This window comes from Pseudacidovorax sp. NFM-22, assembly GCF_021401245.1.
Classification (GTDB): Bacteria; Pseudomonadota; Gammaproteobacteria; order Burkholderiales; family Burkholderiaceae_C; genus Xenophilus.
Map to the genome: position 1 here is coordinate 362,792 of NZ_JACBFY010000004.1, position 16,380 is coordinate 379,171.

Sequence of the window (16,380 nt, forward strand, 5' to 3'; positions counted from 1 at the left end):
GAAGATCAGGCCGCCGACGAGGGCTGCGACGAATTCCATGCTTTGCTCTCCGTGATGGCAGTGGCAAGCTGGATCGCGCGGGGTTCGATGTCGCTGTGGAGGGCGGCAACCGGATGCGACGCACTGCATTGGGCCACCACGTCGCGGGCACAGGTTTCGCAGCGGCCGCACTGGGTGGCCACACCGAGCTCGAATTGGATCTCGTCGAAACTCATGCCTGCACGGGCATGCCGCACGATCTCGCGGTCCGACACTCGGCGGCATACACAGACGATCATGGCGGTGGCTGCAGTTGGCTGGCTGTGAGGAAGAAGTTGGGCGATTATAAATACGAATTTCTCGCATTCGCAATCTCTATCCTCACTGCAAAGAAGGGTGTCTTCGCCGGGGCGTGAGCTACACCTCGGCCCACATCCGAAGCAGGTTGTGGTACGTGCCGGTCAGCGCCACGGTCTCGTCGGTCTCGCCCAGGCGGGCGCGCAGGCTCTGGATGTTCTGGTCCAGCTCGAACAGCAGCCCGCGGCGGGCGTCGTCGCGGACCATGCTCTGCAGCCAGAAGAAGGAGCACACCCGCGCACCGCGGGTTACCGGCTGTACGCGGTGCAGGCTGCTCGACGGATACAGCACCAGGTCTCCCGCGGGTAGCTTGACCTCATGCGTGCCGTAGGTGTCGACCACCTCCAGCTCGCCGCCGTCGTAGTCCTGCGGGTCGCACAGGAAGAGCGTGCACGACAGGTCCGTGCGCAGCTGTCCGCCGCCGCCAGGTAGTGTGCGCACCGAGCCGTCCACATGCAGGCCGTAGGTCTCGCCGCCCTCGTAGCGGTTGAACATCGGCGGCACCAGCCGCAGGGGCAGGGCCGCCGAGAAGAACTGCGGATGCCGTGCCAGCGCCTCGCGGATCACGCCGCCCAGTTCCTGGGCGACGGGCGACTGCTCCGAGAGCTGCCGGTTGTTCTTGACCCGCGCGCCCTGCGGGCCCGCCGAGTCGCGGCCGTCGATCCAGTCGGCGGCGTCCAGCGCCGCACGCAGCTGCCGCACCTGCTCGGGGCTGAGGACTTCGGGGACATGGACCATCATGGTGTCGGTTCTCCTCGACAAGCGAAAAACCCGGCCAGGCGGCCGGGTGCGATGGAAGCCCGCCGCCCGGGGGGCGGCGTCTGGCCATCAGAAGCGGAAGTTGGCGCTCAGCAGGGCCGAGCGCGGCGTGCCCATGACCAGCCGGTTGCCACCGTTGTTCACCCGTGCCAGGTAGAACTTGTCGGCCAGGTTGTACAGGTTCAGCTGGATGCTGACGTTGCGGTTGATCTCATACCCCACCATCGCATCCCACACGGTGTAGCTCGGCACCTCGGGGAAGAAGCTGGTGGCCGTGATGGCTGCGTTGCTGGTCGAACGCTGCTGCGTCGACACGTAGCGCACCCCGCCGCCGACTGTCAGGCCGAACGGGAACCTGTAGCTGGTCCACAGCGTGGCCGTGAGCTTGGGCGAATAGCGGATCTGCGCGCCGTTCTGCGTGGTGCTGGTGCGCGAGCCTTCGAGGATCTTCGTGTCGATGCGCGCCAGGCCGCCGATGACCTGCCAGGCCGGCGTGATCTGGCCGACCGCGCTCAGCTCCAGGCCTTGAACGCGCGTCTTGCCGTACTGCTCGAAGTTGCCGAAGGTGTCGACCTGCACCTGTTCGTTCTCGTTCTTCGTGCGGAAGGCGGCGGCCGACAGGGCCAGGCGCTTGTCCAGCACATCCCACTTGGTGCCCAGCTCGAAGGTCTTGGACTTTTGCGGATCGAGGCTCAGGTTGTTGACGTTGGCCGTGGTCAGTGAGGTGGGGAAGCTGAAGTTGCCGCCCGGCGGCTGCGCGCCGGTGGCATAGGCGGCGTAGACGCTGCCGTTGTCCGCCGGCTTGTAGACCAGGCCAAGCTTGCCGGTCAGCAGGTTGTCCGAGCCTTCCTGCGTGAGTGCCGTCTGCACACCATTCACCGGTGCGGCCAGGCTGGTGAAGCGGGTGCGGTAATGCTCCCAGCGCAGGCCGCCCGTGAGCTGCCACTGCTCGTTGAACTTGAGCGTGTCGAAGGCATACAGCGCGGCCGTGCTGGTGCTGCCTTCGGTGGTGGCGCCGGTGGGCAGCACGGGCACGAAGGCGCGGTACGGGTTCGGCATGTACAGGCTGTTGTAGGCCTGGTAGGACACCGTCCCGCCCGACACCGTGCGCACGCCATTGGCGGCATTGATCGTGGCGGCCATCGTGGTGTTGTCCTGCTGCTCGCGCGCCAGTTCCAGGCCGGCGCTGATCGAGTGCTTGATGCTGCCCGTGGTGGCCTCGGCCGTCACGTTGGTCTGGTTGGTCAGGATCTCGTTGCGCTGGCCTTTGCCTTGCGGCAGCACCCGCGTCGACCAGGTCAACGGGTTGGTGACCGAGGGCGTCAGCAGCCCGCTGCTGAACACGCCCGTGAGCACCAGGTCCTGGTCGGTGCGGCCCCAGCGCGTGAGGTTGCGCAGCTTCACGCCCGAGTCGAAGTCGTGTTCGATGCGCGCCGTGAACATGTCGCCGTCGACGTTGTCGTGGTCGGAAAGCGAGCCGTAGTAGTTGCTGGTGTCGGGCTGCGGGCCGTTGCCGCCGATGCCTTTCAACTGGTCGAGGTAGTAGCCCTTCAGGCCCACCGTGGGAATGCCGCCGTCCGGTCGGTTGCGCTGATTGACGTGCTGGTACTGCAGGATGACGCGCGTCGGCGTGTTCAGCCCGAAGGCGATGGAGGGCGCGATGGCCCAGCCCTTGTTCTTGACATCGTCTCTGCCCGGCACGCCGCTGTCCTGCGTCATCACGTTCAGGCGCAGGGCCATCGTGCCCTCGGCGTTGAGCACGCGGTTGATGTCGGCCGTCGCGCGCTTCTGGTCCCCCGAACCCAGGCTCACGCTGCCAGTGAAGAAGTTGGAGGCCTGCGGCACCTTGCTCACCAGGTTGATGTAGCCGGTGGGCGCGGTGCGGCCGATGTCGGCGCTGGCCGGGCCCTTGACCACTTCGACCTGCTCGATGTTGAACATGTCGCGCGTGACGGTGCCGACGTCGCGCGCGCCGTCCACGAAGATGCTGCCGGAGCTGTCGAAGCCGCGCAGGAAGATGGCGTCGCCGGTCGAGGTGTTGCCGTTCTCGCCCATCTGGAAGGTGATGCCGGGCGTGTTGCGCAGCGCCTCGGTCAGGGTGTTGGCACCCTGCTCCTGCAGCACTTCCTTCTTGATGACGGTGATGGTCTGCGGCGTGTCGACCAGCGGCTGCGTGAACTTGGGCGAGGAGACGGTGTCGGCCTTGAAGGACTCGCGGGCGCCCTCCACGCGGACTTCGCGCAGCGTGCTGGTGCTGGTGCTGGCGGTGGTATCGGTGGTGGACGGGGCGGTCTGCGCGCCCGCAGGTGCGGCGATCGCCACGAGCGTGGCGGCTGCGGCGCCGGTCCAGCCCGCAGCTTTGCGCGGCACCGCGTGTTTGCGGCTCTTGATGTGTTGTGCCATGGGATTCCCTCCGGAAGCTGATTGCGTTGCGTGTTTCGCTTGGCTGGCGCAACGGGGAGGGCGCGTGGCTGGCAGGAGCCACAGCAGTCGATGCTGCGGCGCCGTGAATGATAACGACTCGCAACAATATTGGAGAGATCGAGGCGGTCTCGGCGCATCGGAATCGCAGCGCTGTGGCCCTGCGGCAACGCTGCCCCACGGTCGTGATGCCGGGGACGGCGTTTCCGCGCCTCAGTACACGTCGCGCCGGTAACGGCCTTCGCGCTGGAGCCGTTGCATCGCGGGCTCGCCCAGGATCTGGCGCAGGGCGAGGTCCACCGCCGCTGCCATGCCCTGCAGGCTGCCGCAGACGTGGACGACTGCGCCGCGCTCGCACCAGGCGCTGACCTGCGCCGCTTCGTGCAGCAGGCGGTGCTGGACATAGGCAACATCGTCGCCGTCGCGGGAGAAGACCCGGTCCAGCCGCGCCAGCCGGCCCTCGGCTTGCCACGCCGTCAATTCGTCGTCGAGCAGCCGGTCGTGCGCACGCTGCCGCTCGCCGAAGACCAGCCAGTTCTCATGCTGCCCGCGGCGGATGCGCTCGCGCAGCAGCGCGCGCAGGCCGGCCAGGCCGGTGCCATTGCCGATCAGCAGCAGAGGTCGTTGCGCGTCGGGGTGCAGGCGGAAGCCGGGATGGGGGCGCAGCCGCAGCGGCACCGACTGGCCGGGCTGCAGCGTCTCGGTCAGCAGCCCCGACGCGGCACCGGGCCGGCCATTCGGATGCCGGGTCTGCCGCACCATCAGCTGCAGATCGCCCTCCTCGGGAATGGAGCAGATCGAGTAGGCGCGGGGCCGCGCGGGGTCGCTGTCCAGGTGGAGGTCGACCAGGTCGCCGGCCTCCCAGTGCGGGGCCATGCCGGCAGGCGCATGCAGGTGCAGTCGATGGATCGGTCCGCCCAGACTGCCGGGGTTCAGGTGCTCGCGCTGGCGCAGGGTCCAGGGGTGGAAGGCCGTTTCGGCGTCGGCGCTGGCGGCCGGCGCGGTCAGGCCGAGGTGTTCGTGCCAACGCCGAAGTGCTTCGGGATCGCCGCGGTCCACGTCGATGCGCGCGAATTCCGGCGTGGCGCCCGCCGCCTGGAGCCAGGTGTCCAGCCGCCGGCCGAAGCCGCAGAAGTCGCGGTACTGCCGGTCGCCCAGCGCCAGCACCGCATAGCGCAGGTGGGCCAGCGCGGCCGGGTGGTACATCACTGCATCGGCGAAAGCGCCCGCCCCATCGGGGGCGTCGCCTTCACCGTAGGTGCTGGCGATGAACAGGGCGCGGGGCGTGCCGGCCAGCAGGTCTGCGTCCAGTGCGTTGAGTGCCAGCACGCGCGCGGGCTGGCCGCTGCGGTGAAGGGCTTCTGCGGTGGCCCAGGCCCACTGCTCGGCCAGGCCAGTCTGCGTGGCGTGCAGGACCAGCACCGGGGAATCGGCGGTGCCAGCGAGATCCACCGCCGCTGCAACTCGCGCCTTCGCCCGATGCCGCTGCCTGGCGTAGATGGCGGCGCACAGCGCGGCATAGGCCAGCGTGGCGCCGCCGGCCGTCCAGTGGCGCAGCGCTTCGTTCACGACGCGGCGCCGATGCCGAAGCGCCAGCACCGGCTGGCCTGCCGGTACAGCGTTCCATCCGGCCGGCGCTCGGTGAAGAGCGCGACGACCTCATGGGCATCCGCGAAGGCCAGCCCTTCCTCGATGCCCATGACCGTGAGCAGCGTGGCCAGCGCATCGGCATCCATGCAACTGGCGTGCACCACCGTCACGGCGGCCAGGGCGTGGCCGACCGGCTCGCCGGTGCGCGGATCGAGCGTGTGCGACCAGCGCCGCCCCGCGTGCTCCCGCACATGCCAGTGGTCGCCCGAGGTGGCGACGGCTTCGTCGCGCAACGGCAGGACCAGCGGCGCCTGGGCATCGGTGTCGGCGGCCGCGACCTGCACCCGCCAGGGCTGTCCGTCCGGGCGCTGGCCGCGGGCGATCAGTTCGCCGCCGATCTCGAAGAGAAAGTCGTGCAGGCCCATGGCCGCGAGCGCCTTTGCCCCGCGGTCCACGGCGTGGCCCTTGGCGATGCCGGACAGGTCCACCCTGAGGCCGCCGGGCTGCCTGGCCGAACGCCCCTGCGCTTCCTCTCGGAGATCGAGCTGGTGCCAGCCGCAGCGCGCCCGCGCCATCGCCAGCGTGCGCGAGTCTGGCCAGGCGGGCGAGGCGCCGGCGTCAGGCCCGAAGCCCCAGGCCGCCACCAGGGCGCCAAGCGTCGGATCGAAGGCGCCGTCGCTGGCCTGCGCCCAATGCAGGGCGCGACCGAGCACCTGCGCCAGTCCGTCGGGCAGGGCATGCCAGCTGTCCGGCGGCGCGTCGTTGAAGCGACCGAGTGCGGAATCCTTCGCCCAATGGCTCATCTGCGCAACGACATCGTCCAGCACCGCTTGGACCGCCGCACGGACATCGCCCAGCGGCAGCATCCGCGGGTTGTCCAGCCGCAGCGACCAGTGGGTGCCCATGGTCTGGCCCGCCAGCGACTGCAGCCGTGCGGGGTCGGCCGCTCGCGGCATCCGCATCGGTGCGTAGCCGCCGGCCTGCCAGCGGGCGAAGGACAGTGGCGTACTGGCTGGGCGGTCGCGCCCGATGGAGGACGAAGCGCTCACGCTCAGGGCAGGACCTCGAGCGTGGCCGCGTAGCTCAGCCGCCGCTCCTTGGCCTGCGGCAGCGAGGTCTTGGCGTCGCGCGTGCTCGCCTCCAGCCAGTACATGCCGGCCGCGGGCCAGGTGATGTCGAACCGCCCCTGCGCGTCGGTCTTGACGGTCGTTTCGTTCAGCTTGTCGCGGTAGACGGTGTTGCCCTGCGTGACCGTCACGTCCAGTCCCGCCGCGGGCTGGCCATCGATCAGCAGCGTGAAGCCGGATTTCTCGCCCTTGGCGTGGTCGGTGGCGCTGCCCGCCGCCACCAGTTCGAGGCCCTGGCCCGTCGGTTTGAGCGCCGTCGGCTTGCCCACCGAGACGAAGGTCTCCGCGCGGCCCAGCGACTGCGTGACGGCGACGTCCTGCGCATCGGCCGGGATCTCGCGGCCGATGGTCTCGGCCGTACCGCGTGCACGGCGGGGCTGGCCGGTGGTCTTGTCCTTCCAACTGGCGAAGACGCCGTTGTTGACCACGGCGATGCGGTAGGTGCCCGGCTGCGCCAGGTTCAGGTCGAACACGCTGCGGTACTTGAGCTTGGCCGTGTTCTCGGGCTTCACGGCGGCGCCGTCCGGGCCCGTCACCTGCAGGTTGTCGAGGTTGAGCGGGAAGTGGTTGGCGACGAACAGGTCGTTGGAGACGGCGCCGTCCACGGTCACCCAGTCGGGCTTGGACAGCACGGTGGTGGAGGGCAGCAGCCAGAGGTTGTGCGCCTGGGCGGCGAGGGTGGCGCAAAGGCCCAGGGCCAGGGTGGCGAGACGGAAGGGAGTGCGCATGAGAGGCTCCGGATGAAGGACGGGGAAGGGGTGGCTGGCGACGGTCAGGGCTTGAGATCGAGCTTGATCTCGCCCAGCTCTTCCTTGCCGGCGGCGCCGGCCTGCTCGGCCTTCGCGGGCGGCCACTGGAAGGGGACGGTCACCACCTCGCGGCCGCCGACCTCGCGCGCGGCCTCGACGACCAGCCGGTAGCTGCCGGGCGCCAGCTGGCCCAGCGGCTTGCTGCCTTCGGCGAAGGCGAGCGCATGGCGGCCCGCCGGCTTGGTGGCGCCGGTCACGCCGTCGATGGGCACGGACAGCTCGCGGCCGGTGCGGCGCCACCACTGGCGCAGGTCCTTGAGCCACTTGGTGCCTTCGCCCTCCGGGTTGTTGGCCCGCGTGCGCACGTCGTACCAGACGGCCAGCGTCGTGGCCACCGTGTTGTCGGGCCGCTCGATCCAGGCTGCCACATAGGGCCGGTGGTACTCGGAGACCGAAAGGCGCGGAATCTCGATGTTGACACCGAGCCCGGCGGCCACGGCCGGGCCGGCGAACAGCATCGACAGGGTGAGAGGCGCAAGGGGATAGCGAAGCTGCACGGAGCGTCCTTTGAAAGAGAAGCGGAGGAAAGGCGAGGGCGGAGGCGGTCAATGGATGAGCAGCAAGGCCAGCAGCAGCGGCGCGAGCAGGCCCATGCCGACCATCGGCCAGGTGAAGGGGCGGCGGCCGGCGTGCATCTTCAGGATCAGCAGGCCCGTGAGCGAAAAGAGCAGGGCGGCGGCCGCGAACGCGTCGATGAACCATCGCCACGCCGCCCCGGTGTGGCGGCCCTTGTGCAGGTCGTTGAGGTAGGCGATCCAGCCGCGATCGGTCCGCTCGTATTCGGCACTGCCGTCGTCCAGGGCGATGCGCACCCAGGCGTCGCCGCCCGGTCGGGGCAGGGACAGGTAGAACTCGTCGGCCGACCATTCGGCGTCTTGCCCGCGGGCGTCGACGGCCCACTGCGACTTCAGCCAGGTGGCCAGTGCGGCCGGGGCGGGTGCGCGGCCATGGTGCTGCCGGTCGACATCGGGCTGCTGCTGCCGCAAGACGTCGCGCAGCGCCGGTGGCAAGGTGGCCGTCTCGTGGAGGACGTCCGGCCTGGCTTGGATGTCCGCCGCATGGTTGAGCGTGATGCCCGTGAGGCTGAACAGCAGCATGCCCACCAGGCACAAGGCGGAGCTCACCCAGTGCCATTCATGGAGGGTCTTGAGCCAGTAGGCGCGGCGGGCGGAAGAGGCGGGGGGTGTCATCGGCGCCGCGGATTCTATCGGCGCAAATGAGAATGGATGCTATTTGATTTTTTGGCGCGGAAAGTCGCCGATGCGGAAATGTCGTTGTTTCGTCGATGTCTCTTGCTATCGAATTCGCAGCGATTTTGGTCGGTAAAGTTTCATGAAGCGGCAAGGGCCCGCGAGGGGCCCTTGATGAAAGCTCGGCGAATCGGGGCGCCGTGCGCCCGGCCGACTCAGTCGGCGTCGCCCATCTGCGACTGCAGGTAGTTCTGCAGGCCCACCTTGCCCACCAGATCGATCTGCGTCTCCAGGAAGTCGATCTGCTCTTCCGTGTCTTCGAGGATGTCCTCCAGCAGGTCGCGCGAGACGAAGTCGCGCACCGACTCGCAGTGGGCGATGCCGGCCTTGAGCGTGGATTGCGCGCCCTGCTCGGTGCGCAGGTCGCAGTCGAGGATCTCGGGCACGTCCTCGCCCACGTTGAGCTTGCCCAGGTCCTGCAGGTTGGGCAGGCCGTCGAGCATGAAGATGCGGTCCATCAGCTTGTCCGCGTGCTTCATCGCTTCGATGGATTCGGAATATTCCTTCTTCGCCAGCTTGTCGAAGCCCCAATGCTTGAGCATCCGGTAGTGAAGGAAGTATTGGTTGATGGCGGTCAGCTCGATCTTGAGCTGGGCCTGGAGATGATCGATGACCTGGGGATCGCCTTGCATGTTCTCGTCCTCGGACCGGAGGGCCCAAAGCGGCGGATTGTGCGGGTGCACTCCAGTGCCCACAAGGCAAGACCCGCCCGCTCTGGTCTGCATGCGTTTGATCGTGAGAGGCGTTCGTATCGCTTCGGCCGTGCACACCGACTCCGCCATAGCCACCGGGTTCCCGATTGATAGTGTTTATCTATCAATTTCCTGTAGCTCATGCATATACTAGAGCCTCGCAAGTTTTTTCGACCTCAAGAGGAACCGCACATGTCCGTGATCAACACCGAAATCAAGCCCTTCAAGGCCACCGCTTACAAGGACGGCAAGTTCGTCGACGTCTCCAGTGACGACGTCAAGGGCAAGTGGTCCGTCTTCTTCTTCTACCCGGCCGACTTCACCTTCGTCTGCCCGACCGAGCTGGGCGACGTGGCTGACCACTACGCCGAGTTCCAGAAGATGGGCGTGGAGATCTACTCGGTCTCGACCGACACCCACTTCACCCACAAGGCCTGGCACGACTCGTCCGAGACCATCGGCAAGATCAAGTACACGATGATCGGCGACCCCACGCTGGCCATCAGCCGCAACTTCGAAGTGCTGCGTGAAGACCAGGGCCTGGCCAACCGCGGCACCTTCATCGTCGACCCGCAAGGCGTGATCCAGGCGCTGGAAATCACCGCCGAAGGCATCGGCCGCGACGCCAAGGACCTGCTGCGCAAGGTCAAGGCTGCCCAGTACGTCGCCGCCCACCCCGGCGAAGTCTGCCCCGCCAAGTGGGAAGAAGGCGCCGCCACCCTGAAGCCTTCTTTCGACCTGGTCGGCAAGATCTGAGCATGCCCTTCGCCCGGCTGGCGTCAGGCGCCGCGCACCCTGTCCGGTCCCTTGAGAAAGGGTGGACGGCGCACGCCTGAACCTGCCTGCCGGGTGGCTGCGCAGCAGCTGCCCCCGAGCCCGGGGCACCCTCGTGACCCGGGCTTTTTTTATTGCCGGCCCGTCCCTAGATGCTGGAGACGAGCCCCGCCGCCGGGCAAGAGCCCCGAAGCTCCTCTCCCATTGAAGACCCGAACGCCAGAAAGACACCACCATGCTTGACGCCGCCACCAAAGCCCAGCTTTCCAGTTACCTGGAGCGCATTTCCCAGCCCATCGAGATCGTGGCTGCGCTGGACGACTCGCCGGCGTCGGCACAGACGCGCGAACTGCTCCAGGACATCGCCAGCACGTCCCAGCTGGTCACCGTGATCGACCGTGCAGAGAGCAGCGAGCGCAAGCCCTCGTTCTCGATCAACAAGCCCGGCCAGACGGACGGCCCGCGTTTCGCCGGCCTGCCGATGGGCCATGAATTCACCTCGCTCATCCTGGCCATGCTGCAGCAGGGCGGCTATCCGCCCAAGGTCGAGCAGGCCATCCTCGACCAGATCAAGCAGATCGACGGCGACTTCGAATTCGAGGTTTACGTCTCGCTGACCTGCCACAACTGCCCGGACGTGGTGCAGGCGCTGAACCTGATGGCGGTGCAGAACCCGCGCATCAAGACCACCATGATCGAGGGCGGCACCTTCCAGAAGGAGATCGAAGACCGCCAGATCATGGGCGTGCCCACGGTCTTCATGAACGGCCAGATGTTCGGCTCCGGCCGCATGAGCCTGGAAGAGATCCTGGCCAAGATCGACACCAGCGGCGTCGAGCGCGAGGCGAAGAAGCTGAGCGCCAAGGACGCCTTCGACGTGCTGATCGTCGGCGGCGGCCCCGCCGGCGCCGCGGCGGCCGTGTACGCCGCCCGCAAGGGCATCCGCACCGGCGTGGCAGCGGAGCGTTTCGGCGGCCAGGTGCTGGACACGCTGGGCATCGAGAACTTCATCTCGGTCAAGGAAACGCAGGGCCCACACTTCGCGCTCGCGCTGGACGAACACGTGCGCCATTACGACGTGGACGTGATGAACCTGCAGCGCGCCGCGGCGCTGGTGCCGGGGAAGGACCTCATCGAAGTCCGTATGGAGAGTGGCGCGACGCTCAAGGCCAAGACCGTGATCCTGTCGACCGGCGCGCGCTGGCGCAACATCAACGTGCCGGGCGAGCAGGAGTTCAAGAACAAGGGCGTGGCCTACTGCCCGCACTGCGACGGTCCGCTGTTCAAGGGCAAGCGCGTGGCGGTGATCGGCGGCGGCAACTCCGGCGTCGAGGCGGCCATCGACCTGGCCGGCATCGTCGGTCACGTGACGCTGATCGAGTTCGACACCCAGCTGCGTGCCGACGCCGTGCTCCAGCGCAAGCTCACGAGCCTGCCCAACGTGACGGTGCTGACCAACGCGCAGACCACGTCCATCACCGGCACCGACAAGGTGAACGGCCTGACCTACAAGGACCGCGCGACCGGCCAGGAGCAGCGCGTGGACCTGGAGGGCGTGTTCATCCAGATCGGGCTGGTGCCCAACACCGACTGGCTCAAGGGCACGGTCGAGCTGTCGCGCCACGGCGAGATCATCGTGGACGCCAAGGGCCAGACCTCGGTCCCCGGCGTGTTCGCGGCGGGCGACTGCACCACGGTGCCCTACAAGCAGATCATCATTGCCGCCGGCGAGGGCGCGAAGGCGGCGCTGAGCGCCTTCGACCACCTGATCCGCACCAGCGCGCCCGTGGCCGCCTGAGCGAGGCGGCGCCCGCGAAGGGTGCCGCCTTTGCCCCCAGGCCGCGGTGTCGCGCCGCCGCTCCTTAGAATCCCGCCCGCCGTGCAGTGCCCCGCTGCACGGCGTTTTCGTTTTCGGGGCCATGTCGAGGAACACCATGTACAAAAACCTCGCAGCCGCGCTCGCGGCCGCCTGCTGTTTTCTTTCTTCTCCCTTCGCCCATGCCCAGCCGGCGCCGTCTCAGGCACCGCTGAAGGTTGGCATCGTCTATGTCGCCCCACTGAGCGACGCCGGCTGGGTGCACCAGCACGAGCTGGGCCGCCAGGCCATCGAGGCGGCGCTGCCTGGCAAGGTGAAGACCACCTATGTGGAGAACGTGGCCGAAGGGCCCGACGCCGAGCGCGTGATCCGCGACCTGGCGCGCCAGGGCAACCAGCTCATCATCACGCCCAGCTTCGGCTACATGGCGCCGACGATGCGCGTGGCGCGCGAATTTCCGCAGGTGCGCTTCGAATCGATCACCGGCTACCAGCGGGCCGACAACGTGGCGACGGCCAATGCGCGCTACTACGAAGGCCGCTACCTGGCCGGCGTAGCGGCGGGGCGCATTAGCAAGTCGCATGTCGCCGGCTATGTGGCGGGCTTCCCGATTCCCGAGGTGCTGCAGGGCATCAATGCCTTCACGCTCGGCATGCGCTCGGTCGACCCCACCGCGCAGGTCAAGGTCGTGTGGCTCAACCAGTGGTTCGACCCAGCCCTGGAGCGCGACGCGGCCATGCGGCTGATGGACCAGGGCGCGGACGTGCTGGCCTTCCACACCGGCTCCTCCGCCGTGATGAAGGCGGCGCAGGAGCGTGGCCGGATGGCCGTGGCCTATCACTCCGACATGCGGCAGGTGGCGCCCGACGCGCAGATCGTTGCAGTCACGCACCGCTGGGGCGACTACTACGTGCAGCGCGCCAAGGCCGTGCTCGACGGTACCTGGAAGAGCACCGACACCTGGGGCGGCGTCAAGGAAGGGATGATCCGTGTCGGCGACTTCGGCCCCAAGGTGCCCAAGGCGGTGCAGGACGAGGTGATGGCGCGCCAGCAGGACATTGCGGCTGGCCGGCTGCAGCCCTTCCGTGCCGTGGCCGCCGATGTGCGCGACAACCAGGGCCGCGTCGTGATTGCACGCGGCCAGGCGCTGGACGACGGACAGATCCTCAAGATGAACTGGCTGGTCGAGGGCGTGCAGGGCCGCATTGAGCCCTGAGAAGGTGTGAACGACCCCGTCACGCCCGCTCGTCCCGCCAAAACACGCCCACTCCGCGTTGCAAATGCTCGCCATGGTCCGAGCTATGGCTGCGCTTTGCGCCTTGATTGGGCGCGTTTTGGCAGCCCGCTCGGCCACGCCGGATTCATTCACGCCTTCTGACCCTGCGCTGCCGCGCGGCATATAGCCGCTATAAGCCGAGCGGCAGCCGGGGCACCGCTTCTTCCAGTACGCTCCGCCGAAGTACCTGCCGCGGCCTTGGGCCGCTGCATCCTTCCCCCCGATTCCGACCGATGAAAAAAGCCTACCGCGCCTCGCTGCTGCGTTTCGACGACGCCGGCCGACCCCTGTTCGACACCGACGGCCTGCTGGTCGTCGCGCCCGATGCCCAGGGCCGCGAGCGCGTGGTCGACGCTGGCAGCCACGGCGCGGTGCAGCCTCGCCATCCCGACGTGGAGCCCGAACACCTGCCGGGCCGCATCCTGGCGCCGGGCTTCGTGGACATGCACATCCACTTTCCCCAGACGGACATCATCGGCGCGCCCGCCGACGGCCTGCTGCCCTGGCTGGAGAACTACACCTTCCCGGCCGAGACCCGCTTCGCCGAAGCCGCGCATTCGGCCGAGGTGGCCGAGGTCTTCCTGGACGAACTGCTGCGCCACGGCGTGACCACCTCGCTGACCTTCGCGACCTCGCATCCGGCCTCGGTGGATGCGCTCTTCTCGGCCGCCCGGCACCGGCAGATGCGCCTGATCACCGGCAAGGTGCTGCAGGACCGCCATTCGCCCGACGGCGTCCGTGACGACACCGAACGCAGCCTGGCCGATACCGAAGACCTGATCCGCCGCTGGCACGGCGTGGACCGGCTCGGCTACGCCATCACGCCCCGCTTTGCACCGACCAGCACCGAAGCGCAACTGAGGGGGGCCGGCGAATTGGCGGCGCGCTACGCCGACACCTGGATCCAGTCGCACGTGGCCGAGAACAAGGACGAGGTGAAGTGGGCGCGCGAGCTGTTTCCCGCCGCGCGCTCCTACCTGGGCGTCTACGACGACTTCGGCCTGATGCGCGAGCGGGCGGTGTACGCCCACTGCATCCATTTCGACGACGACGACCGCCACCTGATGCGTGCCACCCGCACCGCGGCGGCCGTCAGCCCCACCAGCAACCTGTTCCTGGGCAGCGGTTTCTTCGACTTCGACGGCGCCCAGCGCGTCGACTACCTGCATGGACTGGCGAGCGACGTGGGCGGCGGCACCAGCTTCAGCCCCTTCCACACCATGCTGGCCGCCTATTACGCGGGACGTGAAGGACAGACCAAGCCGGGCCTGAGTCTCGCCCCCTCGCGCCTGTGGTGGCTGCACACGGCGGGCGCCGCGCAGGCCCTGGGGCTGGCCGGCACCATCGGCAACCTGCAACCGGGTTGCGAGGCGGACTTCCTGGTGCTGGATCCGGCGGCGACGCCCTTGCTGGCCCGCAAGTCGGCCAACGCGGCCTCGCTGGAGGAACTGCTGTTCGCCCTCATCGTGCTGGGCGACGACCGTGTCATCGAGCGCACGGTGATCGCCCGTGCCGGCTGAGCGGCCGGCCGGGCCCCGCGTGCCACAATGCGGGCCCTCTTTTCCGACGCGTGCCCCGGCACGCCCAGCGCGAGTCTTCCCATGAGCATCAAGAGCGACCAATGGATCCGGCGCATGGCCGAGCAGCACGGCATGATCGAGCCTTTCGAGCCGGGCCAGGTGCGCCAGCAGGACGGTCGCAAGCTCATCAGCTACGGCACCAGCAGCTATGGCTACGACATCCGCTGCGCGCCCGAATTCAAGGTCTTCACCAACATCCACAGCACGGTGGTGGACCCGAAGAACTTCGACGAGAAGAGCTTCGTCGACATCGAGGCCGACGTCTGCATCATCCCGCCCAACAGCTTTGCGCTGGCGCGGACGGTGGAGTACTTCCGCATTCCCCGCAATGTGCTGACCATCTGTCTGGGCAAGAGCACCTACGCGCGCTGCGGCATCATCGTCAACGTCACGCCTTTCGAGCCGGAGTGGGAAGGCTACGTGACGCTGGAGTTCTCCAACACCACCCCGCTGCCCGCCAAGATCTACGCGGGCGAGGGCTGTGCGCAGGTGCTGTTCTTCGAGAGCGACGAGGTCTGCGAGGTGAGCTACAAGGACCGCGGCGGCAAGTACCAGGGGCAGAGCGGCGTGACGCTGCCCAAGGCCTGAGGCTTTGCCGCCGGCGGATGCCAGGGCGGGTGCCCGGCGCGGCTGACAGCCGCCGCTTGGGGGCGCCTACAAGGATTCGCGCAGCGGGCCGCCACGGCCCGGCCCGGTTGCCCACGAACCTTCGGCCACCCGCACGGATGGGCCGTGCAGGAGACGCCGATGTCCCAACACCCTGCCGCACGCCCTTCCTTCCTTTCGCCCTCTCAGTGGCTGCTGATCGGCTCTCTCGCCGTGGTGGCGCTGTTCCTTCTTGCCGCGATCTACCAGGTGGCGCGCGGGCAGGTCCAGGCCGCCCAACTGCGTGACGCCCAGGCGCGCATCGCCGTCCAGACGGCCGAAGAGGTCCGTGCCCAGCGCGCCCGGCTGACGGCGGCCTTCGAACAGCCCGCGGGCGTACAGTCCGTGAGCTACACCCTGGCCCGCTGACGCAAACGCGGCGCATCGTCGCGCCACTGGCCGGCCGGGCCGATTCGAAAGGAAAGCAATGCGCTGGGAAGGCAACGACCAATCCGACAACGTCGAAGACCGCCGCGGCATGGGCGGCGGCGGTGGCGGCTTCCCCATCGGCGGCCGCAGCATCGGCCTCGGCACGGTGGCCGTGGCGGTGGTGGCGGGCTGGCTGTTCGGGATCAACCCGCTGACCTTGCTGGGCCTGCTCAGCGGAGGCGGCAGCCCGGTCGTCCAGCAGCAAGCCCCCGCCCATGCGCCGCGCAACGACCGCGAGACCGCATTCGTACGCACCGTGCTGCGCAACACCGAGGTGGTCTGGGGCGAGGTGTTCCGCGAAGGCGGCGCCCAGTACCGTGCGCCCACGCTGGTGCTCTTCGACAACAGCACGCCCACGGCCTGCGGCACCGGGCAGAGTGCCATGGGCCCCTTCTACTGCCCGGGCGACAGCAAGGTCTACATCGACCTGCGCTTCTACGACACCCTGCGCGACCGGCTCGGAGCGCCTGGGGAATTTGCGCAGGCCTATGTCATCGCGCATGAGGTGGGCCATCACGTTCAGCACTTGCTGGGCATCACCGACAAGGTCGACGCCATGCGCCGGCGCCAGAACGAGACCCAGGCCAACGCGACGAGCGTGCGGGTCGAACTGCAGGCGGACTGCTTCGCGGGCGTATGGGCCCAGCGCTCGCAGGAGTCGAAGCAGTGGCTCGACCCGTCCGACATCGCCGCCGCCATGAATGCGGCCGAGAAGATCGGCGACGACGCCCTGCAACGTTCCGCCGGCCGGGCGGTGGTGCCCGACAGCTTCACCCACGGCAGCAGCGCCCAGCGCCAGCGCTGGTTCATGAACGGCTACAAGAGCGGTCAGGTGAAGGCCTGCGACACCTTCAACGCCTCCACGCTCTGAGCCTT

Annotated in this window: 16 protein-coding genes; 7 read left to right on the plus strand and 9 right to left on the minus strand. The window is 68.2% G+C overall.

Features of this window, described 5'->3' with window-relative positions; translation table 11 throughout:
• Positions 1-5: 5 nt before the first annotated feature.
• From L0984_RS16560 to bfr, 9 genes are all read right to left on the minus strand, one after another.
• Positions 6-278, minus strand: coding sequence for a (2Fe-2S)-binding protein (locus L0984_RS16560; protein ID WP_043112580.1), 273 nt, complete (start codon positions 276-278; stop codon positions 6-8).
• A gap of 118 nt (positions 279-396) precedes the next feature.
• Complete coding sequence (locus tag L0984_RS16565) at positions 397-1,077, minus strand: Fe2+-dependent dioxygenase (protein WP_234194760.1); 681 nt, start codon at positions 1,075-1,077, stop codon at positions 397-399.
• An 87-nt stretch (positions 1,078-1,164) separates the two neighbouring features.
• On the minus strand, positions 1,165-3,498 hold the full coding sequence (locus L0984_RS16570) for a catecholate siderophore receptor Fiu (RefSeq protein ID WP_234194762.1): 2,334 nt from the start codon (positions 3,496-3,498) through the stop codon (positions 1,165-1,167).
• Between the two features lie 231 nt (positions 3,499-3,729).
• Positions 3,730-5,085, minus strand: a complete 1,356-nt coding sequence (locus L0984_RS16575) for a sulfite reductase subunit alpha (protein ID WP_234194764.1) — start codon at positions 5,083-5,085, stop codon at positions 3,730-3,732.
• Positions 5,082-6,155 (minus strand): FAD:protein FMN transferase, encoded by a 1,074-nt coding sequence (locus L0984_RS16580; protein WP_234194767.1) that lies wholly within the window; start codon positions 6,153-6,155, stop codon positions 5,082-5,084. The genes L0984_RS16575 and L0984_RS16580 overlap by 4 nt, the downstream gene beginning before the upstream one ends.
• A gap of 2 nt (positions 6,156-6,157) precedes the next feature.
• Positions 6,158-6,961, minus strand: a complete 804-nt coding sequence (locus L0984_RS16585) for a DUF4198 domain-containing protein (protein ID WP_234194769.1) — start codon at positions 6,959-6,961, stop codon at positions 6,158-6,160.
• A 44-nt stretch (positions 6,962-7,005) separates the two neighbouring features.
• The gene (locus tag L0984_RS16590) at positions 7,006-7,500 is read right to left on the minus strand and encodes a DUF2271 domain-containing protein (RefSeq protein WP_234195043.1); all 495 of its coding nucleotides are present in this window, start codon (positions 7,498-7,500) and stop codon (positions 7,006-7,008) included.
• Between the two features lie 87 nt (positions 7,501-7,587).
• On the minus strand, positions 7,588-8,232 hold the full coding sequence (locus tag L0984_RS16595; protein ID WP_234194770.1) for a PepSY-associated TM helix domain-containing protein: 645 nt from the start codon (positions 8,230-8,232) through the stop codon (positions 7,588-7,590).
• Positions 8,233-8,447: 215 nt separating this feature from the next.
• Complete coding sequence (gene bfr / locus L0984_RS16600) at positions 8,448-8,924, minus strand: bacterioferritin (protein ID WP_234194774.1); 477 nt, start codon at positions 8,922-8,924, stop codon at positions 8,448-8,450.
• Positions 8,925-9,176: 252 nt separating this feature from the next.
• Between bfr and ahpC the strand changes: the two genes are divergently transcribed.
• From ahpC to ypfJ, 7 genes are all read left to right on the plus strand, one after another.
• Positions 9,177-9,740: an alkyl hydroperoxide reductase subunit C gene (gene ahpC, locus L0984_RS16605; protein WP_058642001.1), complete on the plus strand. Its 564-nt coding sequence runs from the start codon at positions 9,177-9,179 to the stop codon at positions 9,738-9,740.
• Between the two features lie 253 nt (positions 9,741-9,993).
• Entirely contained in the window at positions 9,994-11,556 is a 1,563-nt protein-coding gene (gene ahpF, locus L0984_RS16610; protein WP_234194775.1) for an alkyl hydroperoxide reductase subunit F, read from the plus strand.
• A gap of 136 nt (positions 11,557-11,692) precedes the next feature.
• Complete coding sequence (locus L0984_RS16615) at positions 11,693-12,790, plus strand: BMP family ABC transporter substrate-binding protein (RefSeq protein WP_234194778.1); 1,098 nt, start codon at positions 11,693-11,695, stop codon at positions 12,788-12,790.
• Positions 12,791-13,083: 293 nt separating this feature from the next.
• Positions 13,084-14,370, plus strand: coding sequence for a guanine deaminase (gene guaD, locus L0984_RS16620; RefSeq protein WP_234194780.1), 1,287 nt, complete (start codon positions 13,084-13,086; stop codon positions 14,368-14,370).
• A gap of 81 nt (positions 14,371-14,451) precedes the next feature.
• Positions 14,452-15,018: a dCTP deaminase gene (gene dcd, locus L0984_RS16625; RefSeq protein ID WP_234194781.1), complete on the plus strand. Its 567-nt coding sequence runs from the start codon at positions 14,452-14,454 to the stop codon at positions 15,016-15,018.
• A gap of 159 nt (positions 15,019-15,177) precedes the next feature.
• Complete coding sequence (locus tag L0984_RS16630) at positions 15,178-15,444, plus strand: hypothetical protein (RefSeq protein WP_114802409.1); 267 nt, start codon at positions 15,178-15,180, stop codon at positions 15,442-15,444.
• Positions 15,445-15,502: 58 nt separating this feature from the next.
• Positions 15,503-16,375: a KPN_02809 family neutral zinc metallopeptidase gene (ypfJ, locus tag L0984_RS16635; RefSeq protein ID WP_234194783.1), complete on the plus strand. Its 873-nt coding sequence runs from the start codon at positions 15,503-15,505 to the stop codon at positions 16,373-16,375.
• The last annotated feature ends 5 nt before the right edge of the window (positions 16,376-16,380 follow it).